This window comes from Hyphomicrobium album, assembly GCF_009708035.1.
Lineage (GTDB): Bacteria > Pseudomonadota > Alphaproteobacteria > Rhizobiales > Hyphomicrobiaceae > Hyphomicrobium_A > Hyphomicrobium_A album.
Genome location: NZ_WMBQ01000001.1, coordinates 1,369,493 through 1,385,326, shown reverse-complemented (window position 1 = coordinate 1,385,326; position 15,834 = coordinate 1,369,493). Strand labels below are relative to the sequence as shown.

Annotated in this window: 13 protein-coding genes; 5 read left to right on the top strand and 8 right to left on the bottom strand. The window is 65.2% G+C overall.

Annotated elements, in window-relative coordinates:
• Positions 1-6: 6 nt before the first annotated feature.
• Positions 7-693, bottom strand: a complete 687-nt coding sequence (locus GIW81_RS06765; protein ID WP_229309096.1) for a cupin domain-containing protein — start codon at positions 691-693, stop codon at positions 7-9.
• A 171-nt stretch (positions 694-864) separates the two neighbouring features.
• Between GIW81_RS06765 and GIW81_RS06760 the strand changes: the two genes are divergently transcribed.
• Positions 865-2,235: a sensor histidine kinase gene (locus GIW81_RS06760; RefSeq protein WP_154738516.1), complete on the top strand. Its 1,371-nt coding sequence runs from the start codon at positions 865-867 to the stop codon at positions 2,233-2,235.
• Positions 2,235-2,885: a response regulator gene (locus GIW81_RS06755; protein WP_154738515.1), complete on the top strand. Its 651-nt coding sequence runs from the start codon at positions 2,235-2,237 to the stop codon at positions 2,883-2,885. The genes GIW81_RS06760 and GIW81_RS06755 overlap by 1 nt, the downstream gene beginning before the upstream one ends.
• Here the strand turns inward: GIW81_RS06755 and GIW81_RS06750 are convergent.
• From GIW81_RS06750 to GIW81_RS06730, 5 genes are all read right to left on the bottom strand, one after another.
• Entirely contained in the window at positions 2,874-3,959 is a 1,086-nt protein-coding gene (locus tag GIW81_RS06750; RefSeq protein ID WP_154738514.1) for an AI-2E family transporter, read from the bottom strand. The genes GIW81_RS06755 and GIW81_RS06750 overlap by 12 nt on opposite strands.
• A 27-nt stretch (positions 3,960-3,986) precedes the next feature.
• A complete protein-coding gene (locus GIW81_RS06745) occupies positions 3,987-5,207 on the bottom strand; it encodes an HlyD family secretion protein (protein ID WP_154738513.1) in 1,221 nt (406 codons plus the stop codon).
• Positions 5,208-5,210: 3 nt separating this feature from the next.
• Positions 5,211-5,609: a hypothetical protein gene (locus GIW81_RS06740; RefSeq protein ID WP_154738512.1), complete on the bottom strand. Its 399-nt coding sequence runs from the start codon at positions 5,607-5,609 to the stop codon at positions 5,211-5,213.
• A 162-nt stretch (positions 5,610-5,771) separates the two neighbouring features.
• Complete coding sequence (locus tag GIW81_RS06735; RefSeq protein WP_154739547.1) at positions 5,772-8,072, bottom strand: FdhF/YdeP family oxidoreductase; 2,301 nt, start codon at positions 8,070-8,072, stop codon at positions 5,772-5,774.
• A 281-nt stretch (positions 8,073-8,353) separates the two neighbouring features.
• On the bottom strand, positions 8,354-9,361 hold the full coding sequence (locus tag GIW81_RS06730; RefSeq protein WP_154738511.1) for an alpha/beta fold hydrolase: 1,008 nt from the start codon (positions 9,359-9,361) through the stop codon (positions 8,354-8,356).
• Positions 9,362-9,651: 290 nt separating this feature from the next.
• On the opposite strand from GIW81_RS06730, the gene GIW81_RS06725 reads away from it, so the two are divergent.
• Positions 9,652-10,083, top strand: a complete 432-nt coding sequence (locus tag GIW81_RS06725; protein WP_154738510.1) for a hypothetical protein — start codon at positions 9,652-9,654, stop codon at positions 10,081-10,083.
• Positions 10,084-10,118: 35 nt separating this feature from the next.
• On the opposite strand, the gene GIW81_RS06720 is transcribed toward GIW81_RS06725, so the two are convergent.
• Entirely contained in the window at positions 10,119-10,940 is an 822-nt protein-coding gene (locus tag GIW81_RS06720; RefSeq protein ID WP_324614918.1) for an alpha/beta fold hydrolase, read from the bottom strand.
• Positions 10,941-11,189: 249 nt separating this feature from the next.
• Between GIW81_RS06720 and GIW81_RS06715 the strand changes: the two genes are divergently transcribed.
• The gene (locus tag GIW81_RS06715) at positions 11,190-12,092 is read left to right on the top strand and encodes a LysR family transcriptional regulator (RefSeq protein ID WP_324614917.1); all 903 of its coding nucleotides are present in this window, start codon (positions 11,190-11,192) and stop codon (positions 12,090-12,092) included.
• Between the two features lie 39 nt (positions 12,093-12,131).
• Here GIW81_RS06715 and GIW81_RS06710 read toward each other — a convergent pair whose 3' ends face one another.
• Positions 12,132-13,094, bottom strand: coding sequence for a DUF808 domain-containing protein (locus tag GIW81_RS06710; protein ID WP_154738509.1), 963 nt, complete (start codon positions 13,092-13,094; stop codon positions 12,132-12,134).
• 356 nt (positions 13,095-13,450) lie between these two features.
• Here GIW81_RS06710 and GIW81_RS06705 point away from each other — a divergent pair, with 356 nt between their 5' ends.
• A complete protein-coding gene (locus GIW81_RS06705; protein ID WP_154738508.1) occupies positions 13,451-15,814 on the top strand; it encodes an EAL domain-containing protein in 2,364 nt (787 codons plus the stop codon).
• Positions 15,815-15,834 lie beyond the last annotated feature (20 nt).

Genomic DNA, 15,834 nt, shown 5'->3' with positions numbered 1-15,834 from the left:
CCTGTCCTATTTCTTGCGCGGGTCATCGGCCGGATTGATGTAGACGAGATCGAACGGCCCGACCGCCGCGACCTGGATGATCGTTTCCTCGTCCGTCGTCCAAACGTAGTGCGCATGATTGGCGGGGAGAGCGAGCATGCCACCGGCCTTCAGCATTTTGCCCTTCGTCAGATCGGCCTTCTCGCCCATGCCGCTTCCCATGCTGCCGGACAGCACCGTGACGGTTTCGAACCCCGGATGCGTGTGGGGAGGAACGACGTAGTTGGGCGGAAACTTTATGCGGAGGATGAATAGCCCCGGCTTTGCTGGATCGCCGTGCAGAAGGACGGTCTGTGCGCCTTTCGGGAACGCCGGATCGTCTTTGAAGGTGATCGACTCCGGCGTCAGCTCGCGCGCTTCGTTCATGTTCGGTGTGTCGTGCGCGAGGGCCGCACCTGCGAGCGCCATCAGCCCGGCAGCGACAAGACTTTTCTTCATGACGATCTCCGTCTCCTTCTCCATTGATATCGAGGGCGTGGATGCGCAGCGGGCGGATGCGCTCGCCAACAGGGCTTCGACCGCATCCGGTTCAACCGGCTGAGTGCCCCATTGCAGGGCAAGCCCGGCAAAGGCCGCGAGGGCGATCGCCAGCGTTCCGGCCAGCGGAATTCTCCAGCGTGGCGCCCCTGCCTTGCGATACGCGACCCGAAGCATTCGCCAGTCTCCCCGGCACCTCTGCGGTAAGGATTGGCCGGCCAGAGCACCCGGCCAATGGAGGATCCCCCGCCGTGCCTTGGGCAAATTTCCTGACGTTTGCCGGCGCCCCTTCACAGGCCTGCCCGGCGCCCATAGCCTGACCGAAGGATTGTGAGGCGAGGAAGCGGCATGGACCTGAAGTGGCTGCTGGTGAGGCGGATCACCCTGGTGGCGCTCGCCTGCCTCGTCGCCGGCTCGGCGCTCGCCATCTACCTGACCGCACGTGAGGCCCAGCGGCACAACATCGAGCTGGCGGACATGGTCGGCCGGCAGCTCGACCTGCAACTGTCCCGCATCGGCCGGTCGACCGACCTCCCTGCGCGTTTCCCCGATTGGGATCTAGTCGCGGGCTTGTCGCTGCAGCCGGGTCAATGCATCGAGCTGCGCGGCGTCGATGGCGCCCTCAAACGCTCGAGCTGCGCCGGGATTGATGCAGCGACAGTCAGCGCGCCCCAATGGTTCCTCGGCGCCTACAGGTCGCTGCTCAACGGCGGGCTCGCCGCTACGCGGCCGGTCTCCTATCGCGGCGAGCCGCAGGGCACCCTTGTCGCCGCGCACGATCCGGTGGCGACGGCCGGGCAGGCCTGGGCGACGATCGCGCCCCTGCTCGGCTTTGCGGCGGTGTTCGTGGCGGCGCTGTGCGTCGTGACCTATCTCGTAATTGATCGCGCGCTGCTGCCCACCATGGAAATCCTCGCGGGTCTGAACCGCCTGGCTCGCGGCGACCTTGCGTGCCGCCTGCCGGCGTTCCGTCTGGCCGAGCTCAACCGGATCAGCGAGGTGTTCAACGGTCTATCCGCGGAGCTGAGCAAGGCGACGACCGAGCGGACCGAGCTTGCGCGCCGCCTTGTCGATACGCAGGAGCAGGAGCGGCGCCACATCGCGCGCGAGCTGCACGACGACATCGCCCAGAAGCTCTCCGCACTCAGCGCCCGCGCGGCGTGCGTGCGGACCGCCGCGCAGCACGAGGCGCCGCGCGTGGCAGGCGAGGCGAGCGAGCTCGAAAAGATGGCGGCCGAATTGATGATATCGCTGCGCCGGACGCTCACCTACCTGCGGCCGCAGGAGATCGATGACCTGGGGCTGGTGCAAAGCCTCAAAGCCCTGGTCGCCCAGCACAACCAGAATGCAGGCGGATCGACGTGCTACTCCATAGAGGCGGACGGCGAAGTGGAGCATCTCCGGGCGGAGACGAGTGCACACGTCTACCGCATCGTGCAGGAGGCGCTGACCAACGCTTCCAAACACGCCAAAGCCCGCAACGTCAGGGTGCTGCTGAGCCGGCATGCTGAAACAGGCAACGAAAAGATCACGCTCTCGGTCGTTGACGACGGAGGGGGTCTATCTGCCGACGACAAGCCGTCTCCTCCCGCGGGATCCGGGATGATCGGCATGCGCGAGCGCGTCGTTGCGTTGAGCGGCCGGTTCGACGCCGGCCCGCTGCCGAGCGGCGGCTTCCGCCTGCACGTAGAGTTTCCGACGCTGCAGCGAGGGGCGTAATGGCGGCGAGCATTCGCATCCTGCTGGTCGACGATCACGCCGTGGTGCGCGAGGGCTACCGCCGGCTGATCGAGATGCAGCCGGGCATCGCCGTCGTCGCCGAGGCAGACGATGCCGCCTCCGGCTACCAAGCCTTCAAGACCTGCAATCCGGACGTCGTCGTCGCCGACATCTCGATGCCCGGGCGAGGCGGCATCGACCTTGTCCGGCAGATACGCCAGCGCGACCCCGACGCCCGCATCCTCATCTTCACCATGCACGCGAGCGCCACCTACGCGCAGCAGGCGTTTCGCGCCGGTGCGCGGGGCTATGTGACGAAGAGCAGCCCGCCCGACATGCTGGTGAGCGCGATCCGCAGCGTGTTCGCGGGTCGGCCCGCCCTTTGCGCGGAAATCAACGCCGCCATCGCCACGAACCGGCTGTGCGGCGAGGCTTCCGCTGTGGACGAGCTGTCGCCGCGCGAGTTCGAGATCCTGCGCATGATCCTCGAGGCCAAATCGACGGACGAGATCGCCGCCGCCTTCAACCTCAGCCCCAAGACCGTGGCCAACTACCACTACGAGATCAAATCTAAGCTCGGAGTTCGCTCCGATATCGAGCTCGTCTATCTCTGCATGCGGCAAGGGCTGGTCGAGCCGCTATCTCTGTGAGTTCGGAATGGGGCCGGGCGGCTGCACGTCGATGCGGCCGTCCTTGGAGAGCAAGACGGCTACCCAACGCCAACTCGGCACGTTGGCGCACACGATCATCATGAGCATCATGATCGGCACGCACAGGAACATGCCGACCACGCCCCAGATCGTTCCCCAGAAGGCGAGCAGCAGAACGATGGCAAAGGAGCTCATGTTGAGCGACCGGCCGGTGAGCATGGGGTCGACGACGTTGCCGATGATCAGCTGAATGGCCGTGAGCCCGATACCGATGGTGAAGAACGGCACGAGCGTGTCGAATTGAACGAGCGCGAGCACGGTCGGAAAAATTACGCCGATGACGGAGCCGATGTTGGGAATGTAGTTGAGGAAGAAGATCAGCAGCGCCCAGGTTTCGGCGAAGTCGACACCCAAGCCGCGCAGGACCGCGTAGCTTAGGAGCGCGGTGAGAAGGCTGATGAGCGTCTTGATCCAGATGTAACGGCGAATGCCGCCGGAAATCGCCGACAGCATCTTGTCGGTGTCGCGCGCCTGGCCCGCGTCCGGAAATAGCGCGGCGATCTTCTGGCTCACATAGCGCCGCTCGCCCATCAGGAAGCCGACGTACAGCACGATGAGGATCGCGTTGAGGAGCAACGACTGCGCGGTGACAAAGAGACCGGCCGCGTGCCGCGTCAGATCGACTCTCCCGATCACCTCCCTGACCTTCGCCGAGTAATCGGGACCGAGCCATAGCGCCAGATCCGCAGCGATGGACTTCAATCGCTCCCCGTAGTGCGGCCATGCTTCGGCGACGGCGCCACCCTGGGCGAGGAGGATGTTGACGATCAGGTAGACGAAAAAGCTCACCGCGGCGATCGCGAGCAATGCCGCGATCGAGCGTGGAAGCCGCACGCGGCCGATGCCGACGCGCCGGAAGCCGTCGATCAGGGCCTCCAGCAGGTTCCACAGGAGGACGGCGATGGCGAGCGGGATGAGGAACGAGCGGCCCAGCACCAGCCCGGCGATGACGACGCCGACGGCGATGATCGAAATTCCGATGCTGCGGAGTTTTTCACTGTCGGCCGACGCCATTCATTCCACTCCGCAGAGCCAGGCGCGTCAGTGCCCCTGTAGGACCAGCGTCCTAACCGGTAGCAGCAAGGCTTGGGCGCGCAGAATGAGGGCGTGCACCACGCCGACCGTGTCGACCATGTGAAGAAATAGGCTGTGGAAGAAGCCGAGATCCTCCTTCTCCAGCCGGTCGTGATTGTTCGTGTAGGCATTGGCGATGCAGCTGGAGCCGGGCGTCACGCCATCGAGCCCGCCCTCGTAGAGCGGCTCCAGGAAAACCAGGAGCGTGCCGGGTTTGGCCAGCTGCTGCACGTCGATCAACTGCTCGGCCGAGCGGAACTGGCCGGAAGCGATGTAGTCCTGCACTCCGGTGACGACCATAGGAATAATGACCATGGGCTTGGAGGCACAGGTGGCTTCCGCGGGCATGCCGACCCGCATCACTTGCGCTTCGATCTGGTTGAAACCGGCGGTAAGTTGCTGGCGCCCGGCCTCTGCGGGGATCAGCAGGCCCGCCGGGCGCATGAACGGATTGACGATGTCGCCGACGCGCAGCGTGAACTGCTCTACCAGGCCCGAGAACCCGGCATATACGACGGTCTTGTCGAGTTCGACCTGGGCCTGCTTGAGGGCGGCATCGGCGCTGGCCTTCTGCGCCGGCAGCAAAGTCGACAGGCGCGTCTCGGCGGCCTGCTTGGCGGCGTCGGCGCCGGCAACCGCACCCTTGCGCCCGTCGAGCATGACAGTGAGACGCTCAATTTCGCGCTCGGCGACGACGCCGGCGTTGCGCTGCCGGAGTTCCTGCTTGGTGTCGAGCTCATCCTGCGCCTGCTGCAGGGCGCCTTTCGCCTCGATGATCTTGCCTTCCGCGGCGGCGATGTCGGCCTGCGCCATGACCATCGCTGCATCCACCTCGACGATCCGCCGCTTCGCCAACTCGAGGTCGGCCTCTTGTTTGGTGCTGTCGAGTTTGAAGATCGGGGCGCCCTTCTCGATCTTGTCGCGCCACTTGACGAAGATCTCGCTCACGCGCCCGTTGGTCTCGGGCAGGATCGCCACCGTGCGGAACAGCGGCGCCGCGGAAGTGGTCGAGGGATGGTAATAGAAGATGATGGTGATCAGAACGACCGTCAGCATCAGGCAGGCGGTTAGGCCCCAACGCAGCTCGTACCAGATCGAGTACATCGTGATCTGGCGGCCCTGCCAATAACGCCGGAAGAGGAAGTCGGGCAGGATCGTGAACAGCGAGCAAAGCGCGACTTCGAGCATGGGCTAGGCTCCCGGCTCGGCGGGCGTCGCGGGTTTCGGCGGGTCTTGCGGAGGTTCGGCGCTGCCACCGTTCGCCAAGCGCCCGAGCGAGTCTGCCATGCTTCGCAGCGGCGTCTGGAAATCGGGCAGATCGATGAGCGCCAGCAGCAGTGCCACCACCCAGAAAAGGTGGACGTGCGTGAACAGCGACAGCAGGCAGAGGACGGCGACGATTTCGAACTGGAGCTTCTTGTGGCCGAGGCGCTCGGGCAGCGAGTGCAGCCGGAAGAACACGACGCCAAGGCCGAACACGATGAGCAGCAGCATGATCGTGGTGATCGTGAACAGCACGTCGGATTCGCCCGGCGCCGTCAGAAACCACGGCAGGTGATGCGACGCGGCAGGGTGTTGCGCTGCTGTCAAAGCCGCCCCCCCAGGACGCCTTCTGGCGTTCTCAGGGAACGATAGGTCGGCCCGGATGGACACACAAATCACAAAAGCGGCGGAAGACTTCCGTGTCTGTCTATTCGCCGCCGGCCCGAGGCATCTAGTCCCTTCAGCAGCGCGGGCGAAGCGGTCGCGGTCCTAGATCTGGGGCGCGGCGCGCTTCACGGCGACCGGGACCGACTTGTACGAGGGCGTGCCGCTGCGCCGGTCGTAGTTGTCGATGGCGATGAGGCTGTTGGCTTCTGGATAGTACGTGGCGACGGAGCCTGCTGCGATGTCGAAGGCCACCGCCGTCAAACCCGACAGCGTGCGCGCTTCCTCCCCTTCATTGCAGAGCGTTTCGATGTCGACCACGTCGCCGTGCTGCAGTCCACGCGTTTCGAGGTCGGCGGCATTCATGAAAATGATGTCGCGGCGTCCGGTGATGCCGCGATAGCGATCATCGAGGCCGTAGATCGTCGTATTGTACTGATCGTGACTGCGCACGGTCGCGAGGATGAGGGCGCCCGGCTGCTCACAACGCGGGTCTTCCTCCAGCCCGCCGACCACGAGAAACTCGGCCTTCCCCGATTTCGTCTTCCATACGCGCTCGGAAGCGGGAACGGACAAGCGGAACCCGCCGGGTTCGGCGACGCGCTTATTGAAATCCGAGAAGTCCGCGAAAACCGCCTCGATCTTGTCGCGGATGCGGCCGTAGTCGGCGATGAGCTCGCGCCAGTTGACCTTCGTGGCAGGTATCGTCGCAAGCGCCATCTCGGCCACGATGGCCGGCTCCGACTTCAAGTGTTCCGACGCGGGTTTCAGTCCACCCGACGAGGCATGCACCATCGCCATGGAATCTTCGACCGTCACGCTCTGCCGCCCGGTCGCCTGGATGTCGAGCTCCGTCCGACCGAGGCACGGCAGGATGATGCTTTCCTTGGCGATGAGCAGGTGCGACCGGTTCAGCTTGGTCGCGATGTGCACGGCAAGGTCGAGCTGGCGCATCGCCGGGAAGGTCACGTCAGGATCGGACATCGCGACCGCCAGATTGCCGCCGAGACAGATGAGAGCCTTCGAATGGCCATTGACGATCGCCTCGATGGCCTCCACCGCGTTGTGGCCCTTGGCGCGCGGCACCTTGATGGGGAAAGTCGCTTCGAGATTGTCGAGCAGCTCCTTCGACGGTATCTCGGTGATGCCGACGGTTCGGTCGCCCTGCACGTTGGAGTGCCCGCGCAGCGGACAGATGCCGGCGCCTTCCTTGCCGATGTTGCCGCGCATCATCAGCAGGTTGGCGATCTGGTTGACATTCGATGTGCCGTGGCGGTGCTGCGTGATGCCCATGCCGTAGCAGATGATGACGCGCTCGGCCTCGGCGTAAACCTTGGCCGCCGACTCGATGTCGGCGCGCGGTAGCGCCGAATAGCGCTCGATCTGCTTCCAATCGGTCGCGTCGATGTTGGCGACGAGTGCGTCGAAGCCCCGCGTGTGCTCGGCAATGAACTCGCGATCGAGAATGCCCTGCCTGCCGGCCGTGATTTCGGCGCGGTCCATTTCGAGCAGGGCCTTCATCATGCCCTTGAGGACGGCGACGTCGCCGCCAATGCCGACCTGGTAGTAGGACGAGGCGATGGGCGTCGAGCCGAGCGTCACCATCTCGAACGGGTTCTGAGGGGCCTGGAAACGCTCGAGCCCGCGTTCGCGCAGCGGGTTGAACACCACGATCCTGCAGCCGCGCTTGGAGGCCTCGCGTAACGTGGCGAGCATGCGCGGATGGTTGGTGCCGGGGTTGTGGCCGATGCAGAAGATCGCATCCGCGTGGTCGAAATCCTCGAGCGTCACCGTGCCCTTGCCGACGCCGATCGAGTCCGGCAGTCCGACGCTCGTCGCCTCGTGGCACATGTTGGAGCAGTCGGGGAAGTTGTTGGTTCCGTACTCGCGCACGAAGAGCTGGTAGAGGAATGCTGCTTCGTTGGAAGTGCGGCCCGAGGTGTAGAACTCCGCCATGTTTGGATCGGGCAGCGCCTGGAGCGCGCCGCCAATACGCGCAAACGCTTCCTCCCAGGCGATCGGTTGATAGGTATCCGTGGCGTGGTCGTAGGCCATCGGATGCGTCAGCCGGCCCTCGCCCTCCAGCGCGTAGTCGGACCAGTTCCACAATTCGGAGACCGTGTGCGCGGCGAAGAATTCAGGCGTCGTGCGCTTGCTCGTTGCCTCCCACGCCACCGCCTTGGCGCCGTTCTCGCAGAACTCGAAGGACGAGGTATGCCGCGGGTCTGGCCAAGCGCAGCCGGGACAATCGAAGCCGGTCGGCTGGTTCATGGACAGCAGGCTGCGCACGTCGCGCGGCACTGCCATCTCGTGGCTCAGCGCCTTGGCGACGGCCTTGAGAGCACCCCAGCCGCCGGCCGGACCCTTGTAGTCTTCGACGCCGGCAACGGCGTGCTTGATCGTCATGCGGCGCACGCCCTTGAAGGGCTGGTCCGTCATCCTCGGCTTTTGATCGAAGGTCTCTGCCGGAGCAGGTTTGCCGCTGCTGCGGGGCGGCTGCTGGTGTTCGCTGTCGATGCCGGAAATTCGGTGGGGATTGGTGGACATGCTGGACTCCGGCGGGGACGGGCTACCTATTGAACATGTGCGGCCGCACCCGGGGACACAAGGTTTGGCGACAGAGTGAACCCTGGGTCACTTCCCGAGGTTCAAATGTAAAGGTGCAGTTCGGCTGAACTGGTATGCGATTACCGCTTAGCGGCCGCCGGCAGCGCCTCCAGCCCCTTCAGCAGCGCGGCATTGAAGCGAGCGCGGTCCTCGACCTGCGGCGAGTGGCCGAGGTCATTGAAGGTGACGAGCGACGATCCCTCGATGCGCTTCGCCACCGCCGGCGCCAGGGCCGCATAGTTCCCGAGCGACTTGGCGGCCTCGGGCGGGGCACGGTCCTTGCCGAGCGCGGTTGTGTCCTTCATGCCGATGAGCAACAGAGTCGGCACCTTGATCTTGTCGACCTCGTAGATCACCGGCTGCGACAGCACCATGTCGGTGGTCAGCGCCTGGTTCCAGGCGACGAGATCGCCATCCTTGCCGAGATACATCGATGCCAGCATGTCGACCCAGCGGTCGTACTCGGGCTTCCACTTGCCGTCGTAGTAGACCTTCTGCTGGTACATCTTGATGCTCTCGCGCGTGGTCTTTTTCTCCTTGGCGAAGAGTTCATCGACGGTGGCGAGCGGCACGCCCTTGGCCTTCCAGTCCTCCAGCCCAATCGGATTGACGAGCACCAGCGCGCCCGTGTCGGCCGGGTACATCAGCGCGTAGCGCATGGCGAGCATCCCGCCCATCGAATGGCCGAGCACGATCGGCGTCTCGACCCTCAGGTGCTCGAGCAGCGCGTGCGTGTTGGCGGCGAGCTGGTGCAGGCTGAACTGGTAGGCGCGTGGCTTGGCGGAGCGGCAGAAGCCGACCTGGTCGGGGACGACGACGCGATACCCGGCGTCCGACAGCGCCGGGACGACGCCCTCCCAGGTGGCGCCGCAGAAGTTCTTGCCGTGCAGGAGGACGACCGTGCGCCCGTTCGGCCGCGCGGCGGCGACGTCCATAAAGGACATCCATAGATCCTGTTCCTGCGAGCGGAAGTCGAAGCGTTGGACGGGGTAGGGGTAGGTGAAGTCAGCGAGGTAGGGGTCGGCGCGCAGTTGAGACGATGACATCGCCAGCGCCGCGAGAAGCACGGCGACCAGTCTCTTCCTCATGTTCGGCATCGGTCCTCGGCATGGTCGCAGCATATGGCGGACGAGAGGATATCACCGCCCGATTCCCCCGCCGATGTGGCCTCGCTGAAGGGCCGTCACAAGACTGCGACATAAGAGAACGGAGTTCCTGAGGGAACAGTCGGCGCCCTCGCTCCTTAACCAACATGAACCCAGCTGTGGCTCGGCATCGATTGTTCGGAGAATTTCATCGGTGCAGAAGCCGCGAGCTTAAGGACTTTGTGATGGGGATCAGGTAACATGCTTCGCGCGCTGAAGAGAGGCTCACGGTAATGCGCTTTCCGTGTCTCGTTCGAACCAGTCTTGCAGCTCTTGCCCTTGCGGCGTTGCCTGTCTCGCTGGCGCATTCTCAGGACGATACGTTCGCGATTGCGCCCCAGCAGGTCGTGACGCTCGGCGGCGGCGACGGCGACAGCTTCGCGGTCGAGCAGATTTCGCGCCAGGACAACGTCGTCACCGTTCTCCTCCGCCCGATGGGCGAGGGATGCACGTTCCGCTTCCCCGTTACGGTCGGGCGCAGCGTGCAGCTTCGCGCCGACACGCCTGGCGGCCAGTCGCTGTTGTGCAAGGCGACGCTGCAGCCGATCACCGAGGACGGCACGGCGAGCTTCGGCGCCGAGTGCAACGAGGTGCCCGTGTCGCGCGAGCGCAAGTGCCCGGCTGGGGGTGACACCGCAGCGATCGAAACCTACCCGCAGCAGTAGCTTGCCAATTTGCAGCCGCAGCCTCCGGCGGAGGCTTAGGCGGCGAGGAACCGCTGCAGCTCGTGGATGAAAGTTTCTGGCGCCTCCTCGGCAACGAAATGCCCGCTGTCCTCGACGACGACGGCGGTCAGCCGGTCGGCCTCGCCCTTGAGAGCATCGGCAAGCTTGTTGCCCACGCCGAAGCGACCCGTGATGGCCAAGACCGGCATCGCGAGCTTGCGCCCGCGCAGGGTGGCGGCGAACGGCGCGTCATCACGCAACGCGCGGTAGTAGTTGAAGCCGGCGGTCATGCCTCCCGGGGCCGCATAGTGACGGGCGTACTCGTCGATTGCCGCCTCGCTGATGGCATCCCTGCGATGCGACCATGCCTTGATCTGCGCGCTGATGTATGCGCGCTCGCGCCCCCGCGTGAGCATTTCCGGCATCTCCGGCGCCATGTGGAATCCATAGTGCCAAGCGCCGCCGCGGAGCGCATCCATGTTCTCGGTTCCCGGCAGAAGACAGTCGACAAGCACCAACCGCGCCACCGCATCCGGAAAGAGATGAGCCAGAACGTATCCGGCCTTGCCCCCCATGTCGTGCCCGACGACAGCTGCCGGCGAGGCGCCGGCGTGGGCGATCAGGGCGCGCAGGTCTTCGGCGATGGTCCGCTTGTCGTATCCGCCCGGCGTCCGTTCGGAGAGCCCCGTGCCCCGGAGATCGGGAGCGATCACCCGGAACCGCTCGGCGAGCCGCGGGATGATCGCGTGCCACGCGTACCAGGTCTGCGGCCACCCGTGCAGCAGGATCACCAGCGGGCCTGCGCCGGCGGCGATGTAGTGCAGCTCCACGTCGTTAAGGCGTACGTAGCGGCTCACTGCTCCTGCGGGTAATCCCGTCGACCCTACGGACGCGGGTCCAGCTTCTTGTGCAATTTCGGCCGAACGAGCCGCCGCGCCGGCTGCCATGCTGGCGAGCAGGGTGCGCGACAATCCAAGAACAAGCGAGCGGCGGTCGGTAAGCATGTAGGCCTCATCGACTGAGCTTCGTGCTCTCGCCATCATGCCGTTGGCCGCTGATCCGTCCACGTGTTATGGCTTCATGATATCCATAACCTGGAGTTATGCGTGGACGTCACCGCCGCTTTACGGGCTTTCATTCGCACGATCGAGCGCGGCTCCATTACCGCCGCGGCACGCGACCTCGGTGTCTCGCAGCCCGCGGTCAGCAAGCTCATCCGCAATCTGGAGGCCCATACGGGTGCGCGCCTGCTCGAGCGGTCGTCGCGTGCGGTGAAGCCCACGCCGATCGGGCTCGTGCTCTATGAAGCAAGCGGCAACTCTCTGGCGACGATCGATGCTGCCCTGGAGCGGGTTCGCAGCGACATGGGCGAGATCAAGGGAACACTGCGCCTGCACGGCCCGGTCTGCCTCGGCGAAAGCCACCTGCAGCGCATTGTCATGGACTTCCAGCGCCTCCACCCCGGTGTTGCCGTGGAGCTGACGCTGGAAAACCGCAGCGTCGATCTCGTGCACGAAAATATCGATCTTGCCGTCAGGATCGGCCGCCCGACGGAGCAAAGTTACATCCTGCGCAAGATCGGCCTGATTAGGCGGATACTGGTGGCGGCGCCGGCGTACCTGTCGTCGCGTGGCGCGCTGCGCAATCCAAGACAGCTCGCCGACCACGATGTCATCGTCACCGATGCCGTCCTGTCGCGGCAGGGCATGCTGGCGCTCTGCAAAGGGGGGCAGCAGCTCGCCGTACCGGTATCCCCGATTCTCAAGACCAATAACGCCCAGGTGCTTATTGCCGCGCTGATCGCCGGCCGTGGTGTGGGACCGGTGCAGCTTCCGCTGGTGACAAACGAGCTGAGGACCACGCAGCTAGTGAGAGCGTTGCCGCAGTACGAGGTGAGGCCGAGCGAGCTTTACGTCGTTTATCCGACCTCGCGTTTCCTCAGGCCGGCGGTGCGCGCCTTCGTTGATTTCGCCGGACCGGCCCTGAAAGCGATCGACGGAATTACATGACACTCAACGCGGCTCCCTCGTGGCCATCGGGTGCACGCGTCAGTGCCCGGCTTGGCGCTTGCGGAAGGGCGCGCCGCCGATCGCCACGACGGCGGCCGTGACGGCGCCTGCGACGAGCCCGACGATCGCCGATCCCGTTGCCGTGACCAGCCAGGAGGCGACGCCGCCTGCCAGCGGCACGGCGCCAGCCACCGCCTCGGCGATGTGGTGGATGACGTGCTCGGGCTGGACGATGCCGAACTCGGCGAGGCCGTGGACGAGGATGCCGCCGCCGACCCACAGCATGGCGAGCATACCGATGAGGCTCAGCGTTTCCAGAAACGCGGGCATGCCGTAGACGAGCGCGCGGCCGATGGGACCGGAGATTGCGCCGTTGCGCTTGACGAGGCGCACGCCGAGGTCGTCGGCCTTCACGATCAGCGCGACGACGCCATACACGGCGACGGTGATGAAGATGGCCACGGCGGCGAGCACCAGCGCTTGGGTGACAAGATCGGGCGCGGTGATGCTGGCCAGCGCAATGGCCATGATCTCGGCGGAGAGGATGAAGTCGGTGCGGATGGCGCCGGCGACCTTTTGATCCTCGAGCGCCGTGTCGCCCTTTGCCAGCTCGGCGACGACCTTGAGGCCCTGCTCGGTCTCGCTCCGGGCCGCAAGCAGGTGATGCACCTTCTCGTAGCCCTCGAAGGCGAGGTAGAGGCCGCCGAGCATCAAGAGCGGCGTGATCGCATCGGGGAAATAGGCGCTGAGCAGCAGCGCGGCAGGAAGCAGGAACAGCAGCTTGTTGCGCAGCGAGCCGATCGCGATACGGCCGACGATCGGCAGCTCGCGCTGCGCGGCGAGGCCGGTGACGTAGCGCGGGGTCACCGCCGCATCGTCAATGACGACCCCCGCTGCTTTGGCGCTGGCCTGCACGGCCTGGCTCGCCGCGTCATCCAAGGTCGCGGCCGTGAGCTTGGTCAAGGCGACCACGTCGTCCAGCAGTGCCAGCAGGCCGCTCATCGTCGGCAATTCCCCCAGTTGAGGCCCCCAAGTATCCGGAAGCCCGGTGCCCGTCAAAGGCGCTGGAGTCTACAGAGACGCCGATGTGCCTTCCCGACCTGATGACGGGAGCAGGGAGAGCGTTCCGTACCGGGGTGAATGAATGTTTCCCGTCATTCGACGTACGCTTGCGCGCGTTCCAGCACTTTCCACTACGCTAAGTGGAAATGTTTCATATCGAGCCACGGCGAAAGCGGCGAGAAGGTGCAAGTCGGACAATCTGCTATCGGATAAACGCTGAATAGTTTTGCGCGGGTTATGACTCTGCTACGGCGGTCCGCTCGGCGGCCGCATGGTTGGTCAACTGGGGTCGCCCCGTGTACCGCGTTTACGGCTGCATCATCGACCAGCACGACATCCGCCTCGTATTGCTGGCGGCAATCATCTGCGCGCTCACCGCCGGCACGACGTTCGGCATCTATTCCCGGGTCGCGCACGCCCGCGGCTCGCTGCGCACGATGTGGCTGCTGGTCACCGGCGTGTGTGCTGCGAGCGGCATCTGGGCGACGCACTTTGTGGCGATGCTCGCCTACGAGGACAACATCCCCACCGCCTACGATCCGGGCCTGACTGCCGGCTCGCTGGTCATAGCGATTATCGCCACGACCGCCGGTTTCGCCGTATGTGCGCGCGGAGGCGTGCGGCACGCGGCGATAGGCGGCGCGATCATCGGCCTCGGCATCAGCCTCATGCACTTCACCGGCATGAAGGCGCTGATCATCGGCGGTACCCTCGAATGGGGCTGGACGTATGTCGCCGTCGCCGTGATCCTCGGAATCGCGCTCGGCTCTGCCTCCGTCGTGGCGTACGAGAAGCTCTCTGCAGGCCGGCTCGGCATAGCGGCTGGCGCAGTCCTGCTGACGCTCGCCATCTGTGCGATGCACTTCACCGCTATGGCGGCGGCGATCATCATGCCCGATCCGACGGTGACGGTGTCCACCGGCTTTTCCGCCGACGCCACCATGCTGGCGCTGGCCGTCACCGGCCTGGTCGGATTGGTGATCTTTGCCGGGATCATCGTGGCCGTCATCGATCACCGGACGCAGCAGGTCAACATCGACCAGGTGCGCGAGCTCGTCGACGCAGCAAGCGAGGGCATCCTCATTTGCCATGACGGCATCATCGTCAATGCCAATCGCCGGATCGCCGAAATGTGCGGCCGGCCGGTCAGCGAGCTGGTCGGTAAGCATGCGACAGTCGACCTGCTGCACGGTCTGCCATTCGCCGATCTCGCGGCGGCGAGCGAGACAGAGGCGGCGATCCGTAGTGCAGATGGCAAGCTGACGCCCGTCGAGGTCATCCGGAGACCGTTCCGCTCCGGAGTGCACTCGAACGAGGTCTATGCCATCCGCGACCTCAGCGAACGCTACCGGAGCGAGGCCAGGATCGCGCACATCACACGGCACGACCCCATCACCGACCTGCCGAACCGCGTGCTGCTCCGTGAGCGCCTGGAGCCGGCGCTGACTACGCGCCGGCGCGACGAGCATGTCGCCGTACTGTGCCTCGACCTGTCCCGGTTCAAGTCGGTCAACGACGCTTTCGGCCGGCCCGTAGGCGACGCCCTGTTGCGCAAGGTGGCGCGCCGGCTGCTCGGCTGCGTGCGCGAGAGCGATACCGTGGCGCGGATCGGTGCAGACGAGTTCGTCATCATCCAATGCAGTCCCGACCCTTGGCGGCACGCGGCCGATCTCGCCGAGCGCGTCATAGAGGTTATCGGCGCGCCATACGTCGTGAAGGGCCACGACATACGCGCGGCGACGAGTGTCGGGATCGCTGTCCCACTTTCCGAAGGAGTCTCAGCCGACGACCTGATCGGCCAGGCGGAAATGGCATTGCATGCGGCCAAGGCAATTGGGCGCGGCAGCTACTTGTTCTTCGAGCCGGAAATGAATGCGCGGGCCCATGAGCGCCACGAGATGGAGCGCGACCTGCGCCAGGCTCTTCAGCGGGGCGAGCTGGAGATGTTCTATCAGCCATTCGTCGATCTGGAGCGGATGGAAGTGTGCGGGGCCGAAGCGCTGATGCGCTGGCGGCATCCCGAGCGCGGGCTCATCACGCCCGACCGCTTCATTCCGATCGCCGAGGAGACGGGGCTCATCATTGAGATGGGCGCATGGGCGCTGCGCGAAGCCTGCGCCGAAGCGGCAAGCTGGCCGTCGGGTATCAAGCTCGCGGTTAATCTGTCGCCAGTGCAGTTCACCAGTCCGCGCCTGGTCGAAACCGTATGCGAGGCGCTGGGCGACAGCGGGCTCGCCGTCGATCGGCTCGAGCTGGAGGTGACCGAGTCGGTGCTGCTGCAGGACAGTCAGCCGACGCTCGCCGCTCTGTGCCGGTTGCACCATCTTGGGATTGGCATCTCGATGGACGACTTCGGCACCGGCTACTCGTCGCTGAGCTACCTGCAGAAGTTCGCCTTCGACAAGATCAAGATCGACCGCTGCTTCCTCTCCAATGCCCAGCCGAAGGAGGCGCAGGCGGTCATCCGGGCGATCTGCGGCTTGGGCCACGCGCTGCAACTCGCCGTGACGGCGGAGGGCGTGGAAACCGCAGAGCAGCTCGAGCTGGTGCGTGCCGAGGGCTGTATTGCCGCGCAAGGCTACTATTTCAGCCCGCCGGTCACCGCCGAAGCTCTGCGCGCCATGCTGCCGGCTTCGGGGAAAGCCGCCCACGCCGCCTGACATCTCCGCGATGTGGAACC

Bases quoted from the DNA above. Each gene is read 5' to 3' on its own strand.
- GIW81_RS06755 (WP_154738515.1), top strand. From the start codon at position 2,235: ATGGCGGCGAGCATTCGCATCCTGCTGGTCGACGATCACGCCGTGGTG.
- GIW81_RS06710 (WP_154738509.1), bottom strand. From the start codon at position 13,094: ATGAGCGGCCTGCTGGCACTGCTGGACGACGTGGTCGCCTTGACCAAG.
- GIW81_RS06760 (WP_154738516.1), top strand. From the start codon at position 865: ATGGACCTGAAGTGGCTGCTGGTGAGGCGGATCACCCTGGTGGCGCTC.
- GIW81_RS06765 (WP_229309096.1), bottom strand. From the start codon at position 693: ATGCTTCGGGTCGCGTATCGCAAGGCAGGGGCGCCACGCTGGAGAATT.
- GIW81_RS06730 (WP_154738511.1), bottom strand. From the start codon at position 9,361: ATGAGGAAGAGACTGGTCGCCGTGCTTCTCGCGGCGCTGGCGATGTCA.
- GIW81_RS06745 (WP_154738513.1), bottom strand. From the start codon at position 5,207: ATGCTCGAAGTCGCGCTTTGCTCGCTGTTCACGATCCTGCCCGACTTC.
- GIW81_RS06750 (WP_154738514.1), bottom strand. From the start codon at position 3,959: ATGGCGTCGGCCGACAGTGAAAAACTCCGCAGCATCGGAATTTCGATC.
- GIW81_RS06725 (WP_154738510.1), top strand. From the start codon at position 9,652: ATGCGCTTTCCGTGTCTCGTTCGAACCAGTCTTGCAGCTCTTGCCCTT.
- GIW81_RS06735 (WP_154739547.1), bottom strand. From the start codon at position 8,072: ATGACGATCAAGCACGCCGTTGCCGGCGTCGAAGACTACAAGGGTCCG.